The organism is Sphingomonas sp. J344 (assembly GCF_024700005.1).
In the GTDB taxonomy this organism is placed as follows: domain Bacteria; phylum Pseudomonadota; class Alphaproteobacteria; order Sphingomonadales; family Sphingomonadaceae; genus Sphingomonas.
Window position 1 is genome coordinate 2,845,153 of sequence record NZ_JAJONB010000001.1, and the last position, 23,465, is coordinate 2,868,617.

At 64.1% G+C, this 23,465-nt stretch carries 32 protein-coding genes; 30 read left to right on the forward strand and 2 right to left on the reverse strand.

The features are described from left to right. Positions 1 to 25 precede the first annotated feature (25 nt). Together lpdA and LRS12_RS14475 are read left to right on the forward strand one after the other, a co-directional pair. Positions 26 to 1,426: a dihydrolipoyl dehydrogenase gene (lpdA, locus tag LRS12_RS14470; RefSeq protein ID WP_257845140.1), complete on the forward strand. Its 1,401-nt coding sequence runs from the start codon at positions 26 to 28 to the stop codon at positions 1,424 to 1,426. A gap of 71 nt (positions 1,427 to 1,497) precedes the next feature. Further along, a complete protein-coding gene (locus LRS12_RS14475) occupies positions 1,498 to 2,772 on the forward strand; it encodes an amidohydrolase family protein (protein WP_257845141.1) in 1,275 nt (424 codons plus the stop codon). A gap of 67 nt (positions 2,773 to 2,839) precedes the next feature. Here the strand turns inward: LRS12_RS14475 and LRS12_RS14480 are convergent, their stop codons facing one another. Next, positions 2,840 to 3,325 carry a polymer-forming cytoskeletal protein gene (locus LRS12_RS14480; protein ID WP_257845142.1) on the reverse strand — a complete coding sequence of 162 codons (486 nt, stop codon included), beginning with the start codon at positions 3,323 to 3,325 and terminating at the stop codon, positions 2,840 to 2,842. A gap of 42 nt (positions 3,326 to 3,367) precedes the next feature. After that, positions 3,368 to 4,516, reverse strand: coding sequence for a hypothetical protein (locus LRS12_RS14485; RefSeq protein WP_257845143.1), 1,149 nt, complete (start codon positions 4,514 to 4,516; stop codon positions 3,368 to 3,370). 427 nt (positions 4,517 to 4,943) lie between these two features. Here LRS12_RS14485 and LRS12_RS14490 point away from each other — a divergent pair, with 427 nt between their 5' ends. The 28 genes from LRS12_RS14490 to rplO all read left to right on the forward strand — a co-directional run bounded on the left by LRS12_RS14490 (position 4,944) and on the right by rplO (position 23,419). Beyond that, on the forward strand, positions 4,944 to 7,079 hold the full coding sequence (locus LRS12_RS14490; protein ID WP_257845144.1) for a hypothetical protein: 2,136 nt from the start codon (positions 4,944 to 4,946) through the stop codon (positions 7,077 to 7,079). 581 nt (positions 7,080 to 7,660) lie between these two features. After that, positions 7,661 to 8,236, forward strand: coding sequence for a cyclopropane-fatty-acyl-phospholipid synthase family protein (locus tag LRS12_RS14495; protein ID WP_257845145.1), 576 nt, complete (start codon positions 7,661 to 7,663; stop codon positions 8,234 to 8,236). Positions 8,237 to 8,418: 182 nt separating this feature from the next. Then, the gene (rpsL, locus tag LRS12_RS14500; RefSeq protein ID WP_019831557.1) at positions 8,419 to 8,790 is read left to right on the forward strand and encodes a 30S ribosomal protein S12; all 372 of its coding nucleotides are present in this window, start codon (positions 8,419 to 8,421) and stop codon (positions 8,788 to 8,790) included. A gap of 70 nt (positions 8,791 to 8,860) precedes the next feature. Further along, entirely contained in the window at positions 8,861 to 9,331 is a 471-nt protein-coding gene (rpsG, locus tag LRS12_RS14505) for a 30S ribosomal protein S7 (protein WP_257845146.1), read from the forward strand. Positions 9,332 to 9,395: 64 nt separating this feature from the next. Continuing rightward, positions 9,396 to 11,489 carry an elongation factor G gene (gene fusA / locus LRS12_RS14510; protein WP_257845147.1) on the forward strand — a complete coding sequence of 698 codons (2,094 nt, stop codon included), beginning with the start codon at positions 9,396 to 9,398 and terminating at the stop codon, positions 11,487 to 11,489. Between the two features lie 90 nt (positions 11,490 to 11,579). Further along, the gene (gene tuf / locus LRS12_RS14515; RefSeq protein WP_257845148.1) at positions 11,580 to 12,776 is read left to right on the forward strand and encodes an elongation factor Tu; all 1,197 of its coding nucleotides are present in this window, start codon (positions 11,580 to 11,582) and stop codon (positions 12,774 to 12,776) included. Positions 12,777 to 12,921: 145 nt separating this feature from the next. After that, entirely contained in the window at positions 12,922 to 13,272 is a 351-nt protein-coding gene (locus LRS12_RS14520) for an endonuclease domain-containing protein (RefSeq protein ID WP_257845149.1), read from the forward strand. 204 nt (positions 13,273 to 13,476) lie between these two features. Next, a complete protein-coding gene (rpsJ, locus tag LRS12_RS14525; RefSeq protein ID WP_066664400.1) occupies positions 13,477 to 13,785 on the forward strand; it encodes a 30S ribosomal protein S10 in 309 nt (102 codons plus the stop codon). 266 nt (positions 13,786 to 14,051) lie between these two features. Then, positions 14,052 to 14,813, forward strand: a complete 762-nt coding sequence (gene rplC, locus LRS12_RS14530; RefSeq protein WP_257845150.1) for a 50S ribosomal protein L3 — start codon at positions 14,052 to 14,054, stop codon at positions 14,811 to 14,813. A gap of 2 nt (positions 14,814 to 14,815) precedes the next feature. Continuing rightward, on the forward strand, positions 14,816 to 15,430 hold the full coding sequence (rplD, locus tag LRS12_RS14535; protein WP_257845151.1) for a 50S ribosomal protein L4: 615 nt from the start codon (positions 14,816 to 14,818) through the stop codon (positions 15,428 to 15,430). After that, positions 15,423 to 15,737, forward strand: coding sequence for a 50S ribosomal protein L23 (locus tag LRS12_RS14540; RefSeq protein ID WP_224920540.1), 315 nt, complete (start codon positions 15,423 to 15,425; stop codon positions 15,735 to 15,737). Before rplD ends, LRS12_RS14540 begins: the two co-directional genes overlap by 8 nt. 2 nt (positions 15,738 to 15,739) lie before the next feature. Further along, positions 15,740 to 16,591, forward strand: coding sequence for a 50S ribosomal protein L2 (gene rplB, locus LRS12_RS14545; protein WP_257845152.1), 852 nt, complete (start codon positions 15,740 to 15,742; stop codon positions 16,589 to 16,591). 3 nt (positions 16,592 to 16,594) lie between these two features. Beyond that, positions 16,595 to 16,873, forward strand: coding sequence for a 30S ribosomal protein S19 (gene rpsS / locus LRS12_RS14550; RefSeq protein WP_257845153.1), 279 nt, complete (start codon positions 16,595 to 16,597; stop codon positions 16,871 to 16,873). A 1-nt stretch (position 16,874) separates the two neighbouring features. After that, on the forward strand, positions 16,875 to 17,255 hold the full coding sequence (gene rplV, locus LRS12_RS14555; protein WP_066664412.1) for a 50S ribosomal protein L22: 381 nt from the start codon (positions 16,875 to 16,877) through the stop codon (positions 17,253 to 17,255). After that, the gene (rpsC, locus tag LRS12_RS14560) at positions 17,255 to 17,962 is read left to right on the forward strand and encodes a 30S ribosomal protein S3 (RefSeq protein WP_224920544.1); all 708 of its coding nucleotides are present in this window, start codon (positions 17,255 to 17,257) and stop codon (positions 17,960 to 17,962) included. Before rplV ends, rpsC begins: the two co-directional genes overlap by 1 nt. Positions 17,963 to 17,974: 12 nt before the next feature. Beyond that, complete coding sequence (gene rplP / locus LRS12_RS14565) at positions 17,975 to 18,406, forward strand: 50S ribosomal protein L16 (protein ID WP_257845154.1); 432 nt, start codon at positions 17,975 to 17,977, stop codon at positions 18,404 to 18,406. 3 nt (positions 18,407 to 18,409) lie between these two features. Next, the gene (rpmC, locus tag LRS12_RS14570) at positions 18,410 to 18,613 is read left to right on the forward strand and encodes a 50S ribosomal protein L29 (RefSeq protein WP_257845155.1); all 204 of its coding nucleotides are present in this window, start codon (positions 18,410 to 18,412) and stop codon (positions 18,611 to 18,613) included. Positions 18,614 to 18,628: 15 nt separating this feature from the next. Further along, complete coding sequence (gene rpsQ / locus LRS12_RS14575; RefSeq protein WP_066574429.1) at positions 18,629 to 18,898, forward strand: 30S ribosomal protein S17; 270 nt, start codon at positions 18,629 to 18,631, stop codon at positions 18,896 to 18,898. Between the two features lie 76 nt (positions 18,899 to 18,974). Continuing rightward, the gene (rplN, locus tag LRS12_RS14580; RefSeq protein WP_066574426.1) at positions 18,975 to 19,343 is read left to right on the forward strand and encodes a 50S ribosomal protein L14; all 369 of its coding nucleotides are present in this window, start codon (positions 18,975 to 18,977) and stop codon (positions 19,341 to 19,343) included. After that, the gene (rplX, locus tag LRS12_RS14585) at positions 19,343 to 19,654 is read left to right on the forward strand and encodes a 50S ribosomal protein L24 (protein WP_257845156.1); all 312 of its coding nucleotides are present in this window, start codon (positions 19,343 to 19,345) and stop codon (positions 19,652 to 19,654) included. Before rplN ends, rplX begins: the two co-directional genes overlap by 1 nt. Next, the gene (rplE, locus tag LRS12_RS14590; protein WP_257845157.1) at positions 19,654 to 20,238 is read left to right on the forward strand and encodes a 50S ribosomal protein L5; all 585 of its coding nucleotides are present in this window, start codon (positions 19,654 to 19,656) and stop codon (positions 20,236 to 20,238) included. The genes rplX and rplE overlap by 1 nt, the downstream gene beginning before the upstream one ends. A gap of 19 nt (positions 20,239 to 20,257) precedes the next feature. Then, the gene (gene rpsN / locus LRS12_RS14595; protein ID WP_224920549.1) at positions 20,258 to 20,563 is read left to right on the forward strand and encodes a 30S ribosomal protein S14; all 306 of its coding nucleotides are present in this window, start codon (positions 20,258 to 20,260) and stop codon (positions 20,561 to 20,563) included. 11 nt (positions 20,564 to 20,574) lie between these two features. Further along, a complete protein-coding gene (rpsH, locus tag LRS12_RS14600; RefSeq protein ID WP_224920550.1) occupies positions 20,575 to 20,970 on the forward strand; it encodes a 30S ribosomal protein S8 in 396 nt (131 codons plus the stop codon). Further along, entirely contained in the window at positions 20,970 to 21,503 is a 534-nt protein-coding gene (rplF, locus tag LRS12_RS14605; RefSeq protein ID WP_257845158.1) for a 50S ribosomal protein L6, read from the forward strand. Before rpsH ends, rplF begins: the two co-directional genes overlap by 1 nt. After that, entirely contained in the window at positions 21,503 to 21,859 is a 357-nt protein-coding gene (rplR, locus tag LRS12_RS14610) for a 50S ribosomal protein L18 (RefSeq protein WP_257845159.1), read from the forward strand. Before rplF ends, rplR begins: the two co-directional genes overlap by 1 nt. Before the next feature lies 1 nt (position 21,860). After that, entirely contained in the window at positions 21,861 to 22,577 is a 717-nt protein-coding gene (gene rpsE, locus LRS12_RS14615) for a 30S ribosomal protein S5 (protein WP_257845160.1), read from the forward strand. Between the two features lie 5 nt (positions 22,578 to 22,582). Beyond that, positions 22,583 to 22,762 carry a 50S ribosomal protein L30 gene (gene rpmD, locus LRS12_RS14620; RefSeq protein WP_257845161.1) on the forward strand — a complete coding sequence of 60 codons (180 nt, stop codon included), beginning with the start codon at positions 22,583 to 22,585 and terminating at the stop codon, positions 22,760 to 22,762. A gap of 120 nt (positions 22,763 to 22,882) precedes the next feature. Further along, complete coding sequence (gene rplO / locus LRS12_RS14625) at positions 22,883 to 23,419, forward strand: 50S ribosomal protein L15 (protein ID WP_257845162.1); 537 nt, start codon at positions 22,883 to 22,885, stop codon at positions 23,417 to 23,419. Positions 23,420 to 23,465 lie beyond the last annotated feature (46 nt).

Genomic DNA, 23,465 nt, shown 5'->3' on the forward strand with positions numbered 1-23,465 from the left:
ACCCTTTTTCCCCAGGGGCAAAAATATGGCTGAATCCTATGACGTGATCGTGCTTGGCTCCGGACCCGGCGGCTATGTCGCGGCGATCCGCGCGAGCCAGCTCGGTCTCAAGGCCGCGATCGTCGAGCGCGAACTGCTCGGCGGCATCTGCCTCAACTGGGGGTGCATCCCGACCAAGGCGCTGCTGCGCTCGGCGGAGATCTTCCACTTCATGCAGCATGCCAAGGATTATGGCCTCACCGCCGAAAAGATCAGCGCCGACCTCGACGCGGTGGTCAAGCGCTCGCGCGGGGTCGCCAAGCAGTTGAATGCGGGCGTCACGCATCTGATGAAGAAGAACAAGATTGCCGTGCACATGGGCACCGGCAAGCTGACCGGTAAGGGCAAGCTGTCGGTCACCGGCGCGGACGGCAAGGTGACCGAGCTGGCCGCGAAGAACATCATCCTTGCGACGGGCGCGCGCGCCCGCGACCTGCCGAACCTGCCCGCCGACGGGAACAAGGTGTGGACCTATCGCCACGCGATGACGCCGAAGGAGATGCCGAGCAAGCTGCTGGTCATCGGATCGGGCGCGATCGGGATCGAGTTTGCGAGCTTTTACAACGACATGGGCTCGGATGTGACCGTCGTCGAAATGCTCGACCGCATCGTGCCGGTCGAGGACAAGGACATCTCCGCGCATCTGGAGAAGGCGCTCAAGAAGCAGGGCATGACGATCATGACCAGCGCCAGGATCGATTCGATCAGCGCGGATGCGAAGGGCGTGAAGGCGACGATCACCGGCAAGGATGGCAAGCCGGTTGTGGGCGACTTTAGCCACGTTATCGTCGCGATCGGCATCGTGCCGAACACCGCGGACATCGGCCTCAAGGAACTGGGCGTCGATGTCGACGATCGCGGCTTCCTGAAGACGGGGCCGGACTGCAAGACCAATATCGACGGCCTCTATGCGATCGGCGACATCACCGCGCCGCCCTGGCTGGCGCACAAGGCGAGCCATGAGGGTGTGATCGCGGCCGAGGCGATTGCGGGCAAGCATCCGCACGCGATGGACCCGCGCAACATCCCCGGCTGCACCTATTGCCACCCGCAGATCGCCAGCGTCGGCCTGACCGAGGCGAAGGCGAAGGAGGCTGGTTACGAGGTGAAGGTCGGCAACTTCCCCTTCATCGGCAACGGCAAGGCGATCGCGCTGGGCGAGCCGGAAGGGTTCGTGAAGACGGTGTTCGACGCCAAGACCGGCGAACTGCTCGGCGCACACATGATCGGCGCGGAAGTGACCGAGATGATCCAGGGCTATACCATCGGCAAGACGCTGGAGACGACCGAGGCGGAGCTGATGGAAACCGTCTTCCCGCATCCGACGATCAGCGAGTCGATGCATGAGAGCGTGCTGGCGGCTTACGGGCGGGTGATCCACATCTGATTTGTCCGAACGTGATTGACCTTGATCCGGTTCGCGGCGAGCGTGTCGCGGACGGATCAAGGGAGTATCGCATGAAACTGGGCATGATCGGGCTTGCGCTGGCTCTGGCCGCCGCCACCCCCGCCGCCGCGCAAACCGTCGTTGTCACCGCCGACATGATGATCGACGTGGTCAGCGGCAAGGTGGTCGAGCATCCGGCGATCTTCATCACCGATGGCCGCATCACCAGCATTGCCGACGCGCGCACAGTGCGCTGGGGCGCGGATGTCCGGCATATCGACCTGAGCGGCAAGACGGTGCTGCCCGGGCTGATCGACATGCACGTCCATCTCGACAGCAATCCGCTCTATGGCGGCTATACGGGCCTGCAATTCACCGACAGCTTCTGGGCGATCCAGGGGACGGCGAATGCCCGCGCCATGCTCAAGGCGGGCTTCACGACGATCCGCAATGTCGGATCGGACAATTACAGCGACGTGGGCTACAAGCAGGCGATCCAGGAAGGATTGATCGCCGGGCCGCGCATCGTTCCCGGCGCGCATTCGCTGGGCGCGACCGGCGGGCATTGCGACAGCACTTACATGCCTCCTTCGTTCAAGCAAAAGGGCGTCGCGGTCGGTGACGGCGCGCAGGAGCTGCGCCGGATCGTGCGCGAGCAGCGCAAATATGGCGCGGAGGTCATCAAGATCTGCGCGACCGGCGGCGTCTTCTCACGCAACACCGAGCCGGGGCAGCAGCAGCTGTCCGAGGAAGAGATGCGCGCCATCGCGGACGAGGCGCATCAATGGGGGCTGAAGGTCGCCGCGCACGCGCATGGCGCGGCAGGGATCAAGGCCGCGATCCGCGCCGGGATCGACACGATCGAACACGCCAGCCTGGTCGATGACGAGGGGATCAAGCTCGCCGCCACGCGCAAGCAGCCGGTTTGGTTCGCGATGGATATCTACAACACCGAATATACCCAGGCCGAGGGCAAGAAGAACGGCGTGCTGGAGGATAACCTGCGCAAGGACCGCGAGATCGCGCAGATCCAGCGTGACAATTTCCGCAAGGCACACGCCGCCGGGGTCAAGATGGTGTTCGGAAGCGACGCGGGCGTGATGCCGCACGGCACAGCGGCGGGGCAGTTCAAGTATATGGTCGAATACGGCATGACCCCGATCGAGGCGATCCGCGCCGCGACGGTCAACGCCGCCGAAGCGCTGGGGCGGACCAAGGATGTCGGCGCGATCGAGGTGGGCCGCTATGGCGACCTGATCGCGGTCGAGGGCGATCCGTTGAAGGACGTGACGGTGCTGACCAAGGTGACCGACGTCATCAAGGGCGGCGCGCGCGTCGCCGACTGAGGCAGCACAAGAAAAAAGGGCGCGTTCACACCGGAACGCGCCCTTTTCAATTTCGGAAGATTCGAGCTCAGTTCGATCCCATCACCGATGCGACGGTGACCGGCTGACCCGCCACCGGCCCCTGCTGGACCGGTTCGGCGCGCAGCGGGGCGGCGGTAATCGCGCTCATATGCTTCAGGCGCCCGTCGATATGTCCGCCATTTTCGATCGTGATATTCTCATACTCGACGTCACCGGTGATGCGCGCGGTGCGCTCGACGGTGAGCAGTTTGGCGCGGACGGTGCCCTCGATCGCGCCGGCGAGGCGCGCGGTTTCGGCGGTGACGCTGCCGAAGATCTGGCTTTCGGCGCCCTGTGCCAGCGTGCCGCAATCGACATCGCCCTCGACCCGGCCCTCGATATGCAGTTCACTGCTCGCCTTGATGCTGCCGGTAATCACGATATCCGGCCCGATGACCGAGAACATGCCGCGCTTCGACGAACCGCTGCTCTGCGCAGGCGGCGCGGGCGGCATTGCCGGACGGTCGTCACGCGAACGATTATTGTTGAACATTGCTACTCCCCACTTCCCCGGAAACTGAGTCGCTGTTCAATATCATAGCGGAAACCGGGCCGCAGCACGGCTGGTCGCGGATTTCGTCCCGTTGGGGGGATTATCGTTTGCATTCGGGACCGCTAGCGGTCTGGCAGCGATCCACGTCGCCGCGATCATACACAGCGCGCCGATTGCGACCATCGGTGCACCCAGTCCCAGATAGCCGGAGATCGCCGCGAACGACCCGATCTGGACCAGCCCCGCCAGCGCGAAGGCAGGACGCGTGCCCCGGGCGACGGCGAAGGCGAAGATCAGCATGTCGGCGAGCAGGAAGTAACGCTCGTGCATCCGCGGAAGCAGCCCTGCGGTGAGCAGGGCGGCGAGCGCGGCCATGCCGACGAGCCCGACATTGTCTAACCGGACGATCTGCATCTTGGCGATGAACCATGCGGCTGCGCCCAAGGCAGAGGCGAGCGCGAGGCCGAACAGGCGCGGCGCGAACTCGGGCGCGATCATCCCGGCGAGCGACCAGATATTGGGTGCATTGCGCGCGATGTCGTTGCCGAATGTCCCCGCCTGACGGAAATAGACCGTCGCAAGGTCGGCGGGTGGCCAGCCGGCGAGCAGGGCGGGCGCCATCAGCGCCAGCAATGCCGCGGGCGCTGCAAACCACTCGACCAGCGGCACGCGGCGCTGGATTGCGATGGCGAGGAAGAAGGGGGCGACCAGTATCGCCTGCGCCTTGAACGCGACGGCGACTCCGCACCATATGAACATCGCAATATGCCGCCGCTCGACCGCCATCGCGACGGCCATCACGCAGGCCGCGACGTAGATGGCATCGCACTGGCCCAGCAACAGCGCGTTGAACGCGACCGAGGGCAGGGCGACGACCAGCGCCGCCCAATGCGCGCGCCGGGCTACGCCAAGCGCCCCCAGCAGCCGGTGCATCGCCAGCGCCAGCGCGATGGTTCCGGCGACCGAGAGGAGTTTGATCACGCTCATCGGGTCGAACCAGGCGGTGAGCGGGCTGACCAGAGCGAGCAGATAGAGATAGCTCGGCATGTAGTTGGAGAAGGGGCGCTCGAACGCCTCCGTCACGCCGCGTTCGCGGATCGTCTCAAGCCACGGAATGAGATAGGCCGTCATGTCGGGGGTGAAGAACGGCCACAATAGCCATGCCAGCGCCGCCGCGAAAAGCGCGACCAACCAGGGTGCAGAGGCACGCAGGATAGAGCACTGAGCGAGCGGCATGATCGACCCATGCCCATGCCGGATTGAAATCGCGTTAAGCATCGTTCCGGTTGCGAGACAATCATGCTATAGTGCGCGCCGTGCATCGGGAGAGGCGGCATGGCCGCGTTTTCGTTCCGGTTCGTTGCAGGGATGGCGTGCGCGGCGCTGCTGGCGATCTTGCCGGTGGGTGCGGTTGCCGTGTCTGCGGAAGAGATCGATACCAAGCTGCTCGCCGTGCGCGATGGCTGGCCGGTTCGACCGTGGAAGATGCCGACGCCCCCAGCGCCCCCCTGGTTTCTTCTGCACCGAAGAACATCGGGCGCGTGCGCTCGTCGAAGGGGCCGCACTGGAGAAGGCGGCGAATCTGAATGCCGACCAGGCACGGGCCTATTTTGTGACGATGCGCCGGATGATCGCGGCAGAGCGCCAGCGCGGCGCAAAGGCAGAGGCGATCAATCAGCGCGTGCGCGAAGTCGCTGCATTCGAGGCGGAAGACCTGCCCGATATGACGATCGTCCACCCGCAGATGGTCGAAGCGCATCTGGACGGGGTCAAATCCGCGCCGGTGATCGACTGTTCCAAGCAACTCGATGTGCAGCAGCCCAAGGTTCAGCTGGATGCCATTCCGGAGCTGTCTACCCGCTATTGCAGCCAGACCCAGATCGACGCCGACTTGCGCGATCGCCGCGCCCGACTTGAACGCGCACTGCGTGACATCCAGAATCTGACCAACTTCAAGAACGACCTTCAGCGGTCGCTGAGATTCTTCGTTGACCAGGGGAAGGAGCTGCAGCCGCTTCGGGACAAGATTCTCTTTGCGCGTCGAATGGCGGACGACCACATCGAACGGCTCGAACGAAATGCGACGACGTTGCGGGAGCAGATTTCCCGGCTGGAGAGCGAAAAGCCGGTCGATTGCAGCGATGACGCCGAAAAGGCCCGGATCGGCGGCGATCCGCCCCCGCCGGTGCCGCCGACCGAGACCGGATTCGTGCCGCCTCCACGCCCCGACCTTGCGCCGGTTACCGCGCCAGCGGCCGGGGCGATCTGCACCGTCGAACAGAAGAATGCCCGACTGGAACAGCTCGATGCGCTGACCGCCGAAGCCGACCGGCGGCTGGTGGCGGCGAACAATCATCTGAAGGGGCTGGCCAAGCTGTCCGGGGAAATGTCCGGGGCGCGTGCGCCGATTGACCATATCGCTGCGGTCACCAAGGAGACACGGGACTATCAGGCTGTCGTCAACGCCATGCGTGACGCCGCTGCCGCGATCCGCGCCGAGCGCGCGGCGACGCTGAATCGCCCGCTCGACCCCTGTCCGGCCGAGGGGCCGGTTGATCCACCCGCTCCCGCGACGGAGATGCAGCTCCAGCCGGACTCGCCGCGCAAGGACATGGAGAAAGACGCAAAGGCCGAGCCGCCATTGCCGAGCACCGAGCGCAAGAAGCGCAGGACCGACCTGCGCAAGCCGATTATGGTCGGTTCGAACGGCAAAGTCGGATCGGGTGCCCGTGCGACCAAGAAACTGCTCGGCACGCTCGGCGGTCTGGCTGGCGGCCTGTTGGGCGGCGGAGGAGGGGGTGGTGGCGGTGGCGACGGCGGACCACGCGTCGCGGACTGCAAGATCAAGGATTCGGAAAAGACACTTTTTACCGATCCAGTCACTGGCACGACGTTGAAGGTCGGTGCGAAGCGCAGTGGCGACACGGTGGTGGTGTTTGCCGATATCGGCAAGTCCGCTGACAAGGGCACGTTCCAGGGCGGCTGGGTCGAGACGCCCGAGGGGGATGTGTTCGGGCCGCATAGGGCGGACATTTGCGAATTGTGGGGCGAATGGAAGCTGACGGTCAGCTGGACCCGTTCGACTTATGTCGATGGGCAACTCGTCTCACGCGAGTCGGGCGGATTTTCGAAGGGTGGGTTGTTCAGCCTGCCCGGCATCGTGTCGACCGACGCCGCCCCGTCCGGACTGTGGCAGCAACTCGGCTTTTCCAATGCCCAGGCCGGCGCACGGGGTGTAGCCATGCAGTATCGCATCCCGGCGGCCGAACTGGCGCAGGGCCCGATGAATATCGTCATCCACGTCACGCGCCCGTCGCAAAAGATGGTCGACACCGTCCCATTTGACCTCGTGCTGAGCGAGGGTGCAGGAGGCTTTTCGATAACCAGCGCACCAAAGACCGTTGAGGATGATTCCGCGCCCTCGCCACCGGCCCCGGTGTCCGAACCTGTCCGCGATCCCCCGGCGCGACCGTCCGCCATGACTGAAAGCTGGCCGCTCGAATTCGATTCCCCCCGCGCCATCTGCCGGGGTGAGATCCGACCAAGCGGCAGCTGCGCCGAGCGTGCCGACGCGGCGGGGCAGCTTTCTGCTGGGGCACCTGCTCGAGCCCAAGGGGACCATCACACAGCCGGGGATTTCGGAGCAGCCGCTCAGCATATGCGGCAGCGGCTTGCCCGGGGGCGCGCGCGCGAGCGGGATCGACGTCTATCTGTTCTGTGTGCCGAAAGAGAGCGCGGACGGCGCTGCCCTTGAGGGCAGCATGGTCCGCGAGGACGGTCGCCGCTGCACCTTGCGCGGGCGCCCGGAGCGATCCGATACGCACCTGTTCATTCTGTGCGATCCACTCTCCCAGACCGCAGCTGAAGCCGCCGATCCTGCGATTTCGCTGTGCCCGCCGGAGCCGCTGGAGGGAGCAACACCGGTCGAGGGGTGCCCCGGCGGTGCGATCGAGATCGAGGAATGCCCGCTCGGCCTGCCATCGGGAGAGACTGCGCTTTGCCTTCCTGGCGATTCGAACCCTTTTGGTAGCCATGCGGTCCTGCGCATTCGACCGGCAACCGATGGCGGAGCCGGGCCGATCTCTCCGGAGCTGTCGGCAACCGACGACGTCGACCGGACGGACCCGAGTGGGCCGCGCCGACCGGATGACTTCTGGGCGATCGAATTTGAGGGAGCGGATGGGGCGGAAGTTACCGAGTCCGCGCCAGCTCCGCCATCCCCCCTGATGGCGGCGAGAGTGGACAGGCGGCGGAGGTCGCGGCAGTAGTCGTTCGCGAATGCCCCCATCACCGTCCTCCGCCACGCTCGTTCGGATTGCCGCGCTCCTGCTGGCCGTGCTGGCGCTTGGGCTGATCGCGCTGGGCGGGCGCTGCATGTTGCCGACGATGGTGAGCTGTTCGGCGACAACTCTCTTTGGCGGCCCGGCGCTCGACGTGCCGTACAAGACCACGCGGCGCGATGTGGTCGCGCTGATGCTTGAGATGGGGGAGGTGAAGGCCGGCGATACGGTGATCGACCTTGGCACGGGCGACGGGCGCATCCTGATCGCGGCGGCGAAGGAGCGCGGCGCGAAGGGGCTGGGCGTCGACCTCGATCATGTGCTGATCGCCAAGGCGCGAGATGCGGCCGCGGATGCAGGAGTCGCCGACCGGGTGCGATTCGAGGCAGCGGATTTGTTCAAGACCGACCTCAGCTCCGCCGACGTCGTCACCATGTACCTTTTGCCCGAGGTCAATCTGCGGCTGCGTCCGCAACTGTTCGCGCAGCTTAAGCCCGGCACGCGAGTGGTCAGCCACGCCTTCGACATGGGCGACTGGAAGCCGGAGGCGAAACGACGGGCGGGGGGATCGACGGTCTATATGTGGCGGATACCGCAAACCCCTCCCGCGACCGCCCAAACACCCCGTTGACCGTCGGGGGGTCCGCGTATATAGGCCGCGCGCTCGCAGGGATTCCGTCCCGCGAGCTTTATTGAGCTGAACGTTGTTGGAGACGCCAGGGCCCGGAGGCCGCGCTAAGGGCCGCCAGGGTCCTTTCGTATTTTCCGGTCACACGGCTCCAGCAAAGTAACCATTGGAAGGTGAAGGGCTTCATGCCGACGATTAACCAGCTGGTCCGCAAGGGCCGCGAACCGCAGAAGGCCAAGAGCAAGGTCCCTGCGATGGAACAGAACCCGCAAAAGCGTGGCGTCTGTACCCGCGTTTATACCACGACCCCGAAAAAGCCGAACTCGGCGCTGCGCAAGGTTGCGAAGGTCCGCCTGACCAACCAGCGCGAAGTGATTTCGTATATTCCGGGCGAAGGTCACAATCTTCAGGAGCACTCGGTGGTCCTGATCCGCGGCGGTCGCGTTCGCGATCTTCCCGGTGTGCGCTACCACGTTCTGCGCGGCGTTCTCGATACCCAGGGTGTCAAGGATCGCAAGCAGAGCCGTTCGAAGTACGGCGCGAAGCGTCCGAAGTAAGCCCCAGAGGCTCCCTTAGTAAGCCCCGGACAGGTTCCGGAACCGGCTGAAGTTCTAGAAGGAATTCAAGATGGCTCGTCGTCGTCGTCCCGAAAAGCGGGAAATCCTGCCCGATCCCGTGTACGGAGATCAGGTTCTGTCGAAGTTCATGAACAGCGTGATGCTGGACGGCAAGAAGGCCGTCGCCGAAGGCATCGTCTATTCGGCGCTTCAGGTTGTCGAACAGCGTGCGAAGAAGGACCCGATCGGCGTCTTTCATGAGGCGCTCAACAACATCAAGCCGGGCATCGAGGTCCGCAGCCGCCGCGTCGGCGGTGCGACCTATCAGGTCCCGGTCGAAGTGCGCCCCGAGCGCGCCCAGGCGCTGGCGATCCGCTGGCTGATCAGCTCGGCCCGCAACCGCAGCGAGAACACCATGTCGGCGCGCCTGTCGGGCGAACTGCTGGATGCTTCAAACAACCGCGGCAACGCGGTGAAGAAGCGCGAGGACACGCACCGCATGGCGGAAGCGAACCGCGCGTTCAGCCACTACCGCTGGTAACAACACTCACTATATCCTGGGAGCCGCCGCAAGCGGCTCCCCACATTCCTAAGGAACCCCGATCATGGCCCGCAGCCATCCGCTCGAGCGTTATCGCAATATCGGCATCATGGCGCACATCGACGCCGGCAAGACGACGACGACCGAGCGCATCCTTTATTACACCGGCAAGTCCTACAAGATCGGCGAAGTGCATGAAGGCACGGCGACGATGGACTGGATGGAGCAGGAGCAGGAGCGCGGGATCACGATCACGTCGGCGGCCACCACGTGCAAGTGGAAGGCCGAGGACGGCAACGGCCCCGAGCATCTGATCAACATCATCGATACCCCGGGCCACGTCGACTTCACCATCGAGGTCGAGCGTTCGCTGCGCGTGCTCGACGGCGCGGTTGCGTGCTTCGACGGCGTTGCCGGCGTTGAGCCGCAGTCGGAAACCGTGTGGCGTCAGGCGGACAAGTACAAGGTTCCGCGGATGTGCTTCGTCAACAAGCTCGACCGCACCGGTGCAGACTTCTATTTCTGCGTGGACACGATCGTCGAGCGTCTCGGCGCGCGTCCGGCCGTGCTGTATCTGCCGATCGGCATGGAAGGCGGCTTCAAGGGCCTGGTCGACCTGGTCAACAACCGCGCGATCATCTGGCTCGAAGAGTCGCTGGGTGCCAAGTTCGAATATCAGGACATCCCCGATGACCTGAAGGAAAAGGCTGCCAAGTATCGCAGCGACCTGATCGAAATGGCCGTCGAGCAGGACGACGACGCCATGGAAGCGTACCTGGAGGGCAATGAGCCCGACGTCGCGACGCTCAAGAAGCTGATCCGCAAGGGTACGCTGGAAATGGCGTTCGTTCCGATCCTGTGCGGCTCGGCGTTCAAGAACAAGGGCGTTCAGCCCTTGCTCGACGCGGTCGTCGACTACCTGCCGTCGCCGCTCGACATTCCGGACGTTCAGGGCGTGAAGCTCGACGGCGAGACCCCGGATTCGCGTCCGGCGGACGACAAGGCGCCGTTCTCGGGCCTGGCGTTCAAGATCATGAACGACCCGTTCGTCGGCTCGCTGACCTTCACCCGCATCTATTCGGGTACGCTGACCAAGGGCAGCTACCTGAACTCGGTGAAGGACAAGAAGGAAAAGATCGGCCGTATGCTCCTCATGCACGCGAACTCGCGTGAGGACATCGATGAGGCGCGTGCGGGCGACATCGTCGCGATCGCGGGCCTGAAGGAAACCACGACCGGCGACACGCTGTGCGACGCGGCCAACCCGATCATCCTCGAGCGGATGGAATTCCCCGAGCCGGTGATCGAGCTGTCGGTGGAGCCGAAGACCAAGGCCGACCAGGAGAAGATGGGCCTCGCCCTCAACCGCCTGGCCGCCGAGGATCCCTCGTTCCGCGTTTCGACCGACCATGAGTCGGGCCAGACTATCATCAAGGGCATGGGCGAGCTCCATCTCGAGATTCTGGTCGACCGCATGAAGCGCGAGTTCAAGGTCGAGGCGAATGTCGGCGCGCCGCAGGTGGCGTATCGCGAGTATCTCGCGAAGCCGGTCGACATCGACTACACCCACAAGAAGCAGTCGGGCGGCACCGGCCAGTTCGGTCGCGTCAAGGTCAAGCTGACCCCGGGTGAGCGCGGTTCGGGCTTCGTCTTCAAGGACGAGATCAAGGGCGGTAACATTCCGAAGGAATATATCCCTGCGATCGAAAAGGGCTTCCGCGAGACCGCGCTGACGGGTTCGCTGGTCGGCTTCCCGATCATCGACTTCGAAGTGCTGCTGTATGACGGCGCGTACCACGACGTCGACTCGTCGGCGCTGGCGTTCGAAATCACCGCCCGCGCAGCCATGCGCGAAGCGGCGCAGAAGTCGGGCATCAAGCTGCTTGAGCCGATCATGAAGGTTGAGGTCGTGACCCCCGAGGATTATCTCGGCGACGTCATCGGCGACATCAACAGCCGTCGTGGCCAGATCCAGGGCACCGACACCCGTGGCAACGCGCAGACCGTCGATGCGATGGTCCCGCTGGCCAACATGTTCGGTTACGTGAACCAGCTTCGTTCGTTCACGCAGGGACGCGCGCAGTACAGCATGCAGTTCTCGCACTACGACGAAGTGCCGCCGAACGTGGCCGAGGAAGTTAAGGCAAAGCTGGCCTAAGGCTGGCGTAGTTTGAAATTGATCGCTATGGGGCCGCGTTCTCGCGAGTCCCATGCGGTCCGGGAAAATTGAACCAGAAGGTAGGAAACAATGGCGAAGGCAAAGTTCGAGCGGACCAAACCGCACCTCAACATCGGCACCATCGGTCACGTCGACCACGGCAAGACCTCGCTGACCGCCGCGATCACGAAGATTCTGGCTGAGAACGTCGCGGGCAACGCTGCGGTCGACTTCGCCAACATCGACAAGGCTCCCGAAGAGCGCGAGCGCGGCATCACCATCTCGACCGCGCACGTCGAGTATGAGACCGATTCGCGTCACTATGCGCACGTCGATTGCCCCGGCCACGCCGACTATGTGAAGAACATGATCACCGGTGCGGCGCAGATGGACGGCGCGATCCTGGTCGTGTCGGCCACCGACGGCCCGATGCCGCAGACCAAGGAGCACATCCTGCTCGCCAAGCAGGTCGGCGTTCCGACCATGGTCGTCTTCCTCAACAAGGTCGACCTGGTCGACGACGAGGAAATCCTCGAGCTGGTCGAGATGGAAATCCGCGAGGAACTGTCGCGTCGTGAGTTCGACGGCGACAATATTCCGATCATCCGTGGTTCGGCGACCGCCGCTCTGTCGGGTTCGGACGACAAGCTGGGCAAGGACGCGATCCTCGCGCTCATGGCCGCTGTCGACGAGTCGATCCCGCAGCCGGAGCGTCCGCTGGACAAGCCGTTCATGATGCCGATCGAAGACGTGTTCTCGATCTCGGGCCGCGGCACCGTGGTGACCGGCCGCGTCGAGACCGGCGTTGTGAAGGTTGGCGAGGAAGTCGAGATCGTCGGCATCCAGCCGACCGTCCGCAAGACCACCGTGACCGGCGTCGAAATGTTCCGCAAGCTGCTCGACCAGGGCCAGGCTGGCGACAACATCGGCGCGCTGATCCGCGGCGTTGCACGTGACGAAGTCGAGCGCGGCCAGGTTCTGGCGAAGCCCGGTTCGATCACCCCGCACACCGACTTCCAGTCGTCGGTGTACGTCCTGTCGAAGGACGAGGGTGGCCGTCATACGCCGTTCTTCGCGAACTATCGTCCGCAGTTCTACTTCCGCACCACCGACGTCACCGGCACCATCGAGCTGCCGGCTGGCACCGAGATGGTCATGCCGGGCGACGAAGTCGCGCTGGGCGTGAAGCTGATCGCGCCGATCGCGATGGACATCGGCCAGCGCTTCACGATCCGCGAAGGCGGCCGCACCGTCGGTGCAGGCGTCGTCGCTTCGATCGACAAGTAATCGACGCCCTTCGGGGCTGAGAATGAAGAGCCCGGCTTCCCCCAGGGGAGGCCGGGCTTTTTGTTTGTGTGCGCTTCTTCTTAGCCCTCTCCCGCTTTCGCGGGAGAGGGTTGGGTGAGGGTCTTCTTTCTTCTATTCTGGGTCGATGTATCCCGTCCGCCGTCAGATCAGTCGCCATGCCGCCAGTTTGGGTGAGAAGCGGACGGATGCTGAAAACTGCTTTTGGCAGGCGGTCCGCAATCGGAGACTGGATGGCTTCAAGTTTCGGTTCCAGCATTCGCTCGGACCCTATGTCGTCGATTTCGCGTGCGTGGAGATGACGCTGATCGTCGAGATCGACGGGGCACAGCACAATGACGCCGCTGATGCAGCTCGGACCACGTTTCTGGAAAGCCAAGGTTTTAGGGTTATCCGGTTTTGGAACAACGAGGTGCTTCAGAATCTCGACGGGGTGATTGAGATGACCCGTGCGGCGCTGCTGGCGCGGCAGTCGTAGGCAGGTGTGTGCCAGTAAAGAAGAAGACCCTCCCCAACCCCTCCCGCGAAGGGGGGAGGGGCTTAAATCGGTAGGCGTTGAAAAATACGCCCCGCTCCCCCTTGCCATTCCCCCGCTTCCGCTGTAGTGGCGCGCCTTCGTTTTAGCGTATGAACCAGCAAGAGGCGTGTTTCACGCGCCCCGCTCTTTCGCATTGGTAGGGACATGGACAACAATATCCGCATCCGCCTGAAGGCGTTCGACCACCGCGTGCTCGATCAGGCCGCAAGCGATATCGCCGACACCGCGCGCCGCACCGGCGCGATGATCCGTGGCCCGATCCCGCTCCCGACCCATATCGACAAGTTCACGGTCAACCGTGGTCCGCACATCGACAAGAAGTCGCGCGAGCAGTTCGAGACGCGCACCTACAAGCGCCTGCTCGACATCGTTCAGCCCACCGCCCAGACCGTTGACGCGCTGATGAAGCTCGACCTCGCCGCTGGCGTTGACGTGGAGATCAAGCTGGCCTAAAGGCCGCGCTCTCCCAACGAGATTCGCGATTCCACTGGAGTCGCGCAGGGCTGGCCGGATCGATCCCGATCCGATGATTCAACCCAGAGCCAAGGCTCAAAAACGACATAGGGATACCGCCGGACTTCGGTCCGGGCTGCGTCCCCCGTCTTTCCTGCCTTCGGGCGGGAATTCAGCCCGGACGGGGGCTCGCATCATATTACGGGCTGAGGCACGCACCCTTCGGAATGGTCCGTGGGGTGCCTCTGTTATGGAGTGAACTGATCATGCGCACTGGCGTGATCGCGAAGAAGCTGGGGATGACCCGCCTGTTCAAGGACGATGGCCGCCACGTGCCGGTCACCGTCCTGAGCCTCGAAGGGCTGCAGGTCGTCTCGGTTCGCGAAAAAGATCGTGACGGCTACACCGCCGTCCAGCTTGGCGCTGGCAGCGCCAAGGCGAAGAATGTCGCCAAGCCGCAGCGCGGCCAGTTCGGCAAGGCCGAAGTGGAGCCCAAGGCGATTCTCGCGGAGTTCCGCGTGGACGAAGACGGTCTGCTTGACGTGGGCGCCGAGATTTCGGCCGACCATTATGTCGCGGGCCAGTTCGTCGACATCCAGGGTCGCACGCAGGGCAAGGGCTTTGCGGGCGGCATGAAGCGCTGGGGCTTCGGCGGCATGCGCGCCACCCACGGCGTCTCGATCAGCCACCGTGCGCTGGGTTCGACGGGTAACCGTCAGGATCCGGGCCGCGTCTTCAAGAACAAGAAGATGGCCGGTCACATGGGTGACAAGAACCGCACGCAGCAGAATCTCGAGATCGTCGGCACCGACGTCGAGCGCGGCCTGATCTTCGTCAAGGGTTCGGTCCCTGGCTCGAAGGGTGGCTGGCTGTTCGTCAAGGACGCCGTCAAGCTTCCTGCTCACAAGGATGCGCCGTTCCCGGCCGGCATCAAGCAGGCTGCCAACAGCAACAACGACACCGCCGCAGCGGACACCCCGGCCGACACGGTCGAGGCGCCTGAGGCGACCGAAGGCCAGGAGGGCTGAACGTGAAGGTCAAGGTTCAAACCCTCGACGCCAAGGCGTCGGGCGACATCGAGCTGAAGGACGACGTGTTCGGCCTTGAGCCGCGCGCCGACATCCTGCACCGCGTCGTCACCTGGCAGCTGTGGAATCGTCGCGGCACCGCCCGCCCGACCCGCGAGCGTTCGGAAGTGTCGCGCACCGGCAAGAAGTTCGGTCGCCAGAAGGGTGGCGGCACCGCCCGTCACGGCGATCGCGCTGCTCCGATCTTCATCGGCGGCGGTAAGGCTCACGGTGCGCGTCTGCGTGACTTCAACATCTCGCTGAACAAGAAGGTTCGCGCGCTGGGTCTGAAGATGGCGCTGTCGAGCCATGCCAAGGCGGGTTCGCTGATCGTTCTCGACGGGTTCGAGGCGAGCAAGACTTCGGCGCTCAAGGACCAGTTCGCTGGCCTGAAGGTCGGCAAGAAGACGCTGGTGATCGACGCAGAGGCCGGCAACGGCTTCCTCGCCGCGCGCAACCTGGCGGACGTCAACGTCCTGCCGGCTGCTGGTGCCAACGTCTATGACATCCTGAAGCACGACACGCTGGTCCTGACCCGCGCTGCCGTCGAGAAGCTGGAGGCGCGCTTCAATGGCTAAGAAGCAGGAGCAGATCGACATCCGTCATTATGACGTGATCGTCGCGCCGCATATCACCGAGAAGTCGACCCTGGTCTCCGAGCACAACGCGGTGGTCTTCAAGGTCGCCGGTGAAGCGACCAAGCCGCAGATCAAGGCGGCGGTCGAGGCGATCTTCGGCGTCGGTGTCACCGCGGTGAACACCATCGTCCAGAAGGGCAAGACGAAGCGCTGGAAGGGCAAGCCCTACACGCGCAGCGACATCAAGAAGGCGATCGTCACCCTCAAGGATGGTGACTCGATCGACGTGACGCAGGGGGTCAACTGACCATGGCGCTCAAGAATTACAACCCGACCTCGCCGGCGCGGCGTGGCCTGATCCTGGTGGACCGTTCGGGTCTGCACAAGGGTGGCCCCGTCAAGGCGCTGACCGAAGGCAAGCGCAAGACCGGCGGCCGCAACAACAAGGGTCATGTGACCTCGCGCGGCATCGCGGGGGGCCACAAGCAGCGCTATCGCATCATCGACTTCAAGCGTCGCCTGTGGGACGTCGATGGCGTCGTGGAGCGGATCGAGTACGATCCCAACCGCACCGCCTTCATCGCGCTCATCAACTATGGTGCCGACGAAGCGGGCAAGGATCGTCTGGCCTACATCATCGCTCCCCAGCGCCTCGGCGTTGGCGACAAGGTGATTGCGGGCAAGAAGACCGACGTGAAGCCGGGCAACGCCATGGAGCTGGGCCAGATGCCGGTCGGCACCATCGTCCACAATGTGGAGATGAAGCCGGGCAAGGGCGGTCAGATCGCACGGTCGGCCGGCACCTATGTGCAGGTCGTCGGTCGCGACCGCGGCATGGTGATCGTTCGCCTGAACTCGGGCGAGCAGCGCTACATCCGCTCGGACTGCATGGGCACCGTTGGCGCCGTGTCGAACCCGGACAATGGCAACACCAACCTCGCCAAGGCTGGCCGCAACCGCTGGAAGGGCATCCGCCCGCTGACCCGCGGTGTCGCCAAGAACCCGGTCGACCATCCGCACGGCGGTGGTGAAGGCCGGACCTCGGGCGGCCGTCATCCGGTCACCCCGTGGGGCAAGCCGACCAAGGGTGCGCGCACCCGTCACAACAAGGCAACGGACAAGTTCATCATCCGTAGCCGCCACGCGAAGAAGAAGGGCTAACCTATGGCTCGCTCCGTATGGAAGGGTCCGTTCGTGGACCTCCACCTCCTGAAGAAGGCGGAAGTCGCTCAGGAGAATTCGGGCCGCAGTGGTCCGATCAAGACCTGGTCGCGTCGTTCGACCATCCTGCCGCAGTTCGTCGGCCTGACCTTCAACGTCTACAACGGCCGCAAGTTCGTGCCAGTGTCGGTGAACGAGGACATGGTCGGCATGAAGCTCGGCGAGTTCGCCCCGACCCGGTTCTTCCCGGGCCACGCGGCCGACAAGAAGGGTAAGCGCTAACATGTCGAAGCCCAAGGCTCCCCGTCGCGTCGGCGACAATGAGGCGCTGTCGGTTGGCACGCAGATCCGTGGTTCGGCGCAGAAGCTGAACCTGGTCGCTGGCCTGATCCGCGGCAAGAAGGCCGGTGACGCCCTCAACATCCTCTCCTTCAGCACGAAGGCGATGGCGGTTGATGCGCGCAAGGTGCTGGCTTCGGCCATCGCCAATGCCGAGAACAACCACAACCTCGACGTCGACGCGCTCGTCGTCGCCGAGGCGTCGGTCGGCAAGTCGATCACCATGAAGCGGTTCCACACCCGTGGTCGCGGCAAGTCGACCCGCATCCTGAAGCCGTTCAGCCGTCTGCGCATCGTGGTGCGCGAAGTGCAGGAAGAAGCATAATGGGTCACAAGAGCAACCCGATCGGTCTGCGTCTGCAGATCAACCGCACCTGGGACAGCCGCTGGTTCGCAGAAGGCGCCGATTATGGCCGCCTGCTGCTTGAAGACCTCAAGATGCGCCAGTTCATCATGAAGACGCTGCCGCAGGCGGCGATCTCCAAGGTGGTGATCGAGCGTCCGGCCAAGCTGTGCCGCGTCAGCATCTTCGCTGCGCGCCCCGGCGTGATCATCGGCAAGAAGGGCACTGACATCGAGAAGCTTCGCAAGAAGCTCGCGTCGATGACCAGCTCGGACGTGTCGCTGAACATCGTCGAGATCCGCAAGCCCGAAGTCGACGCCAAGCTCGTCGCGCAGGGCATTGCCGATCAGCTTGAGCGCCGCATCGCGTTCCGCCGCGCCATGAAGCGCGCCGTTCAGTCGGCGATGCGTCTGGGCGCGGAAGGCATCCGGATCAACTGTGGCGGTCGTCTGGGCGGCGCGGAAATCGCGCGTTCGGAATGGTATCGCGAAGGCCGTGTTCCGCTGCACACGCTGCGCGCGAACGTCGATCACGCGACCGCCGAAGCGCACACCGCCTATGGCGTGTGCGGCGTCAAGGTCTGGATCTTCAAGGGCGAGATCCTGGGCCATGATCCGATGGCGACCGATCGCCTGAACATGGAATCGCAGACGTCGGGCGTTCGCCCGGCCCGCGATGACCGTCGCTAAGGGTTAGAGACAATGTTGCAACCGAAGCGCACCAAGTTCCGCAAGGCCTTCAAGGGCCGGATCAAGGGTGAGACCAAGGGCGGCGCGACGCTGAACTTCGGGTCGTACGGCCTGAAGGCGCTGGAGCCGGAGCGGATCACCGCACGCCAGATCGAGGCGGCGCGCCGCGCGATCACGCGTCACATCAAGCGTCAGGGCCGTTTGTGGATCCGCATCTTCCCGGATCTGCCGGTTTCGAGCAAGCCTGCCGAAGTCCGCATGGGCTCGGGCAAGGGTGCCCCTGAATATTGGGCAGCGCGCGTTGCGCCCGGTCGCATCCTGTTCGAGCTGGACGGCGTTCCCGGCCCGCTCGCGGCGGAAGCGTTCGAGCGTGCGGCGATGAAGCTGCCGATCAAGACCAAGGTCGTGGCCCGCCTCGGCGACACGTCGCACCTGGAGGGTTAAGAGATGACCAAGGCAACCGATCTGCGCGCGAAGAGCGACGATCAGCTGGGCGAGGAGCTGGGCAACCTGAAGCGCGAGGCATTCAACCTGCGCTTCCAGGCGGCGACCAGCCAGCTCGAGAAGCCGAGTCGCGTGAAGGAGGTCCGCAAGGACATCGCCCGCATCAAGACGCTGCAGAACGAGCGTTCGCGCTCGGCTGCGAAGTAAGAGGACACAGGAACCATGCCGAAGCGCGTGCTGACCGGGCAGATCGTGTCCGACAAGGGCGACAAGACGGTGGTCGTGAACGTTGAGCGCAAGGTCAAGCACCCGCTCTACGGCAAGATCATCCGCCGCTCGAAGAAGTATCACGCCCATGACGAGGCGAACGAGTACAAGGCTGGCGAGACCGTGCGGATCGAAGAGACCGCGCCGATCAGCAAGCTGAAGACCTGGAAGGTGATCGAGCGGGTGAACACCCACGCGACCCCCGAGCGGGCCGACATCGCTTAAGACCTTCGGGTCTCAAGAGTTCAACTGGAACCCCCGGGACGTGTCCCGGTAGGCCAAGAGAGAAGGAACCGGATCAATGATCCAGATGCAGTCCAATCTCGACGTCGCAGACAACAGCGGCGCGAAGCGGGTGCAGTGCATCAAGGTGCTGGGCGGGTCGAAGCGTCGCTTCGCCGGCGTCGGCGACGTCATCGTCGTCAGCATCAAGGAAGCACAGCCCCGCGGCAAGGTGAAGAAGGGTGACGTGCACCGTGCCGTCATCGTCCGCACCGCCAAGGACGTTCGCCGCGCCGATGGCTCGGTCATTCGCTTCGACGGCAATGCCGCCGTCCTGGTCAACAAGAACGAGGAGCCGATCGGCACCCGTATCTTTGGCCCGGTGGTCCGCGAGCTCCGCTCGAAGGGCTTCATGAAGATCATTTCGCTCGCCCCCGAGGTGCTGTGATGGCTGCTGCGAAGATCAAGAAGGGCGACCAGGTCATCGTCCTGTCCGGCAAGGACAAGGGCAAGACCGGTGAAGTCGTCAAGTCGATGCCGAAGGCCGACAAGGTCGTCGTGTCGGGCGTCAACATCGCCGTGCGTCACACCAAGCCGAGCCAGGGCGACCCGCAGGGTGGCCTGAAGCGCGCCGAGGCCCCGATGCATGTCTCGAAGGTCGCGCATGTGACCAAGGACGGCAAGGCGACCCGCGTCCGTTTCGAAGAGCGCGACGGCAAGAAGGTCCGCGTTGCGGTCAAGACCGGGGAGGTCATCTGATGGCTGACACCTATATCCCGCGCATGAAGTCGAAGTACGATTCTGAAATCGCCAAGGCGATGACCGCGAAGTTCGGCTACAAGAATGCGATGGAAGTGCCGAAGATCGAGAAGATCGTGCTCAACATGGGCGTCGGCGAAGCGACCCAGGACAAGAAGAAGGTCGAGCAGGCGGCTTCCGAAATGGAGCTGATCGCGGGCCAGAAGCCTGTCGTGACCAAGGCCAAGAAGTCGATCGCGCAGTTCAAGCTGCGTGAAGGCATGGCGATCGGTTGCAAGGTGACGCTGCGTCGTGAGCGCATGTACGAGTTCCTCGACCGCTTCATCACCATCGCGCTGCCGCGCGTGCGCGATTTCCGCGGCCTGAACGACAAGTCGTTCGACGGCCGTGGCAACTACGCCTGCGGCATCAAGGAACAGATCGTGTTCCCCGAGATCAACTATGACCGCATCGACAAGGTGCGCGGCATGGACGTGATCGTGACCACCACCGCCAAGACCGACGAGGAAGCCCGCGAGCTTCTCCGTCTCTTCGGTTTCCCGTTCCCCATCGAGGCGGACGGCGAAGCGAAGCAGGCAGCGTAAGGGAAAGAGAACTTAAGTCATGGCGAAACTGAGTTCCGTGCTCAAGAACGAGCGTCGCAAGCAGCTGGTGAAGAAGTACGCCGGCCGCTACGCGAAGCTGAAGGCGATTGCGAACGACAAGTCGCTCGATGAGACCGAGCGTCTGATCGCGCGTCTCAAGATGGCCGAGATTCCCCGCAACGGGAACCCGACCCGCATCCGCAACCGGTGCGAGCTGACCGGTCGTCCGCGCGGTTACTACCGCAAGTTCCGTCTCGCACGTGTCATGCTGCGCGATCTGGCCAACAAGGGCCTGATCCCGGGTGTCACGAAGTCGAGCTGGTAAGGATCACGAAGATGGCATTGACCGATCCTCTGGGTGATATGCTCACCCGCATCCGCAACGGCCAGCGCGCCCGCAAGGACTCCGTCCTGACGCCGGCAAGCAAGCTGCGTGCGCGTGTCCTCGACGTTCTTCAGCGCGAGGGGTATATCCGTGGCTACAGCGAAGAGCAGATGGGCCCCGCGGCCGGCATCCGCATCGAGCTGAAGTATTTCGAGGGCCAGCCCGCGATCAAGTCGATCGCGCGCGTCTCGAAGCCGGGTCGCCGCGTCTATTCGGGCTCGAAGGAGCTTCCGAAGGTGCGCAACGGCCTGGGCATCACCATCGTTTCGACGCCTCGCGGCGTTCTGTCGGACGCCGAGGCGCGCGACCAGAATGTCGGCGGCGAAGTGCTCGCGGAGGTGTTCTGATGAGCCGCACCGGTAAAAAGCCGATCACCGTTCCGGCTGGCGTTTCCGCCAGCGTCGAGGGCGGCACGATCAGCGTCAAGGGCCCCAAGGGTACCCTGACCATGCCGACCGCCGACGACATCTCGTATGAGGTGGGCGATGGCACGATCACGGTGAAGCCTGCGAACGACACCAAGCGCGCCAAGGCGTTCTGGGGCATGCAGCGTACGCTGGTCCAGAATCTGGTGACCGGCGTGAGCGAGGGCTTCTCGAAGAAGCTGCTCATCACCGGCGTCGGCTATCGCGCCAACGCGCAGGGTCGCAAGCTGAAGCTTCAGCTCGGCTACTCGCACGATGTCGATCTGGACGTGCCGGAAGGTGTGGAGGTGAAGACCCCCGACCAGACGACCGTCGAGATCTCGGGCAACGACAAGCAGGCCGTCGGCCAGTTTGCCGCGGAAATTCGTCGCTGGCGTAAGCCTGAGCCCTACAAGGGCAAGGGCATCAAGTACGAGGGCGAGTTCATCTTCCGCAAGGAAGGGAAGAAGAAGTAATGAGCAAGGGTCTCTCTCTCTTCGAGAAGCGGCGTCGCCGCAACCGCACCGCACTCCGCGCGCGTGCCGGCAGCCGTCCGCGGCTCTCGGTGCACCGTTCGGGCAAGCACATCTATGTGCAGGTGATCGACGACGCCCAGGGCAAGACCCTGGCCGCCGCTTCGACGCTGGACAAGGACGTGCGCGGCCAGAATGGCGGCAACGTCGATGCGGCCAAGGCCGTCGGCACCCGTATCGCGGAAGCGGCCAAGAAGGCCGGCGTGACGCAGGTGGTGTTCGACCGTGGCGGTTTCCTGTTCCACGGGCGCGTCAAGGCGCTGGCGGATGCCGCGCGTGAAGGCGGATTGGAGTTCTAAGATGGCTGACGAACAGAATCAGGCGCCCGTCGAGGGCGTAGCAGCCGAGGCTGGCGCAGCCGATGCTCCCCGTCGTGGCCGTGGTGGCCGTGGCGGCGGCGACAATCGTGGTGGTGGCGGCCGTGGTCGCGACGGCAATCGTGGTCGCGACAATCGCGGTCGTGGTGGTCCCGGTGCCGACGATGGCGGTGAAGAGCTGATCGAAAAGCTCGTCCACATCAACCGCGTCAGCAAGACGGTGAAGGGCGGCAAGCGCTTCGGCTTTGCGGCGTTGGTCGTCGTGGGCGACGGCAAGGGCCGTGTCGGTTTCGGTCATGGCAAGGCACGCGAAGTGCCGGAAGCCATTTCGAAGGCGACCGCAGCTGCCAAGAAGAAGATGGTCCGCGTGCCGCTGCGCGAGGGCCGGACGCTGCACCATGACGGCAAGGGCCATTTCGGCGCTGGCCAGGTGACCGTCCGCTCGGCGCCTGCAGGTACCGGCATCATCGCCGGTGGTCCGATGCGCGCCGTGTTCGAGAGCCTGGGCGTTGCGGACGTGGTGACCAAGTCGGTCGGCACTTCCAACCCCTACAACATGATCCGCGCGACTTTCGAGGCACTGGGCGACCAGTATTCCCCGAAGGCGGTGGCCCAGCGTCGCGGCAAGAAGATTGCCGACCTGCTCGGCCGTGGCGGTTCGCAGACCGCCGAGGCTGATGCCGCGGCGATCGTGGAGTAATCGACATGGCGAAGATCAAGGTGAAGCAGATCGGTTCGCCGATCCGTCGGACCAAGGACCAGCGCGCGACGCTGATCGGTCTGGGCCTCAACAAGATGCACCGGGTCAGCGAACTGGAGGACACTCCCGAGGTCCGCGGCATGATCCGCAAGCTGCCCCACATGGTCGAGATCGTCGAGGGCTGAACCCCCGGCATCTTTTCCAGGTGACAATATAAGGGGAGGGGGCTATCGGCCCCCTTTCCGATTTTCCCGGCCCGCCGGGGAATTTCATCAGCGCGACAAAAGCGAAAGCGAGTGCACGACATGAATCTCAACGATCTCAGCGACAATGAAGGCGCCCGCAAGGGCCGGATGCGCGTCGGACGCGGCATCGGTTCGGGCAAGGGCAAGACCGCAGGCCGCGGCCAGAAGGGCGCCAAGGCGCGCTCGGGCGTCGCGATCAACGGCTTCGAGGGCGGTCAGATGCCGCTCCACATGCGCATTCCGAAGCGCGGCTTCAATGTTCCCAATCCCAAGGACTATGCCGAGGTCAATCTGGGCATGATCCAGAAGCTGATCGACGCCGGCAAGCTGACCGCGACCGAAATCGACCACGAAGCGCTCAAGGCCGTCGGCCTGGCGCGTGGCGGCAAGAACGGCGTCCGCCTGCTCGGCAAGGGCGAGCTGAAGGCGAAGCTGAGCTTCACCGTCGCCGGCGCGTCGAAGGGCGCGATCGAGGCGGTCGAGAAGGCTGGTGGCACCGTCACCATTCCGACGATCGTTCCGGCCGCCGAGAAGCATGCCGCCAAGCATCGCTCGGTCCAGAAGGTCATCGCCGCCAAGAAGGCCGGTAAGGCCTGACTTTAGCTGTGGATGGGGTTGCCAAGCGCATTGCCCTGATCCGACA

Bases quoted from the DNA above. Each gene is read 5' to 3' on its own strand.
- rpsN (WP_224920549.1), top strand. From the start codon at position 20,258: ATGGCGAAACTGAGTTCCGTGCTCAAGAACGAGCGTCGCAAGCAGCTG.
- lpdA (WP_257845140.1), top strand. From the start codon at position 26: ATGGCTGAATCCTATGACGTGATCGTGCTTGGCTCCGGACCCGGCGGC.
- rpsC (WP_224920544.1), top strand. From the start codon at position 17,255: ATGGGTCACAAGAGCAACCCGATCGGTCTGCGTCTGCAGATCAACCGC.
- rplV (WP_066664412.1), top strand. From the start codon at position 16,875: ATGTCGAAGCCCAAGGCTCCCCGTCGCGTCGGCGACAATGAGGCGCTG.
- rpsE (WP_257845160.1), top strand. From the start codon at position 21,861: ATGGCTGACGAACAGAATCAGGCGCCCGTCGAGGGCGTAGCAGCCGAG.
- LRS12_RS14475 (WP_257845141.1), top strand. From the start codon at position 1,498: ATGAAACTGGGCATGATCGGGCTTGCGCTGGCTCTGGCCGCCGCCACC.
- LRS12_RS14490 (WP_257845144.1), top strand. From the start codon at position 4,944: ATGCGCCGGATGATCGCGGCAGAGCGCCAGCGCGGCGCAAAGGCAGAG.
- rplR (WP_257845159.1), top strand. From the start codon at position 21,503: ATGAGCAAGGGTCTCTCTCTCTTCGAGAAGCGGCGTCGCCGCAACCGC.
- fusA (WP_257845147.1), top strand. From the start codon at position 9,396: ATGGCCCGCAGCCATCCGCTCGAGCGTTATCGCAATATCGGCATCATG.
- rpmD (WP_257845161.1), top strand. From the start codon at position 22,583: ATGGCGAAGATCAAGGTGAAGCAGATCGGTTCGCCGATCCGTCGGACC.
- rpsJ (WP_066664400.1), top strand. From the start codon at position 13,477: ATGGACAACAATATCCGCATCCGCCTGAAGGCGTTCGACCACCGCGTG.
- rpsL (WP_019831557.1), top strand. From the start codon at position 8,419: ATGCCGACGATTAACCAGCTGGTCCGCAAGGGCCGCGAACCGCAGAAG.
- rplE (WP_257845157.1), top strand. From the start codon at position 19,654: ATGGCTGACACCTATATCCCGCGCATGAAGTCGAAGTACGATTCTGAA.
- rpmC (WP_257845155.1), top strand. From the start codon at position 18,410: ATGACCAAGGCAACCGATCTGCGCGCGAAGAGCGACGATCAGCTGGGC.
- rpsQ (WP_066574429.1), top strand. From the start codon at position 18,629: ATGCCGAAGCGCGTGCTGACCGGGCAGATCGTGTCCGACAAGGGCGAC.
- rplC (WP_257845150.1), top strand. From the start codon at position 14,052: ATGCGCACTGGCGTGATCGCGAAGAAGCTGGGGATGACCCGCCTGTTC.
- tuf (WP_257845148.1), top strand. From the start codon at position 11,580: ATGGCGAAGGCAAAGTTCGAGCGGACCAAACCGCACCTCAACATCGGC.
- LRS12_RS14540 (WP_224920540.1), top strand. From the start codon at position 15,423: ATGGCTAAGAAGCAGGAGCAGATCGACATCCGTCATTATGACGTGATC.
- rplO (WP_257845162.1), top strand. From the start codon at position 22,883: ATGAATCTCAACGATCTCAGCGACAATGAAGGCGCCCGCAAGGGCCGG.
- rplB (WP_257845152.1), top strand. From the start codon at position 15,740: ATGGCGCTCAAGAATTACAACCCGACCTCGCCGGCGCGGCGTGGCCTG.
- rplP (WP_257845154.1), top strand. From the start codon at position 17,975: ATGTTGCAACCGAAGCGCACCAAGTTCCGCAAGGCCTTCAAGGGCCGG.
- rpsH (WP_224920550.1), top strand. From the start codon at position 20,575: ATGGCATTGACCGATCCTCTGGGTGATATGCTCACCCGCATCCGCAAC.
- rplN (WP_066574426.1), top strand. From the start codon at position 18,975: ATGATCCAGATGCAGTCCAATCTCGACGTCGCAGACAACAGCGGCGCG.
- rplF (WP_257845158.1), top strand. From the start codon at position 20,970: ATGAGCCGCACCGGTAAAAAGCCGATCACCGTTCCGGCTGGCGTTTCC.
- rplX (WP_257845156.1), top strand. From the start codon at position 19,343: ATGGCTGCTGCGAAGATCAAGAAGGGCGACCAGGTCATCGTCCTGTCC.
- LRS12_RS14480 (WP_257845142.1), bottom strand. From the start codon at position 3,325: ATGTTCAACAATAATCGTTCGCGTGACGACCGTCCGGCAATGCCGCCC.
- LRS12_RS14520 (WP_257845149.1), top strand. From the start codon at position 12,922: ATGTATCCCGTCCGCCGTCAGATCAGTCGCCATGCCGCCAGTTTGGGT.
- rpsS (WP_257845153.1), top strand. From the start codon at position 16,595: ATGGCTCGCTCCGTATGGAAGGGTCCGTTCGTGGACCTCCACCTCCTG.
- rpsG (WP_257845146.1), top strand. From the start codon at position 8,861: ATGGCTCGTCGTCGTCGTCCCGAAAAGCGGGAAATCCTGCCCGATCCC.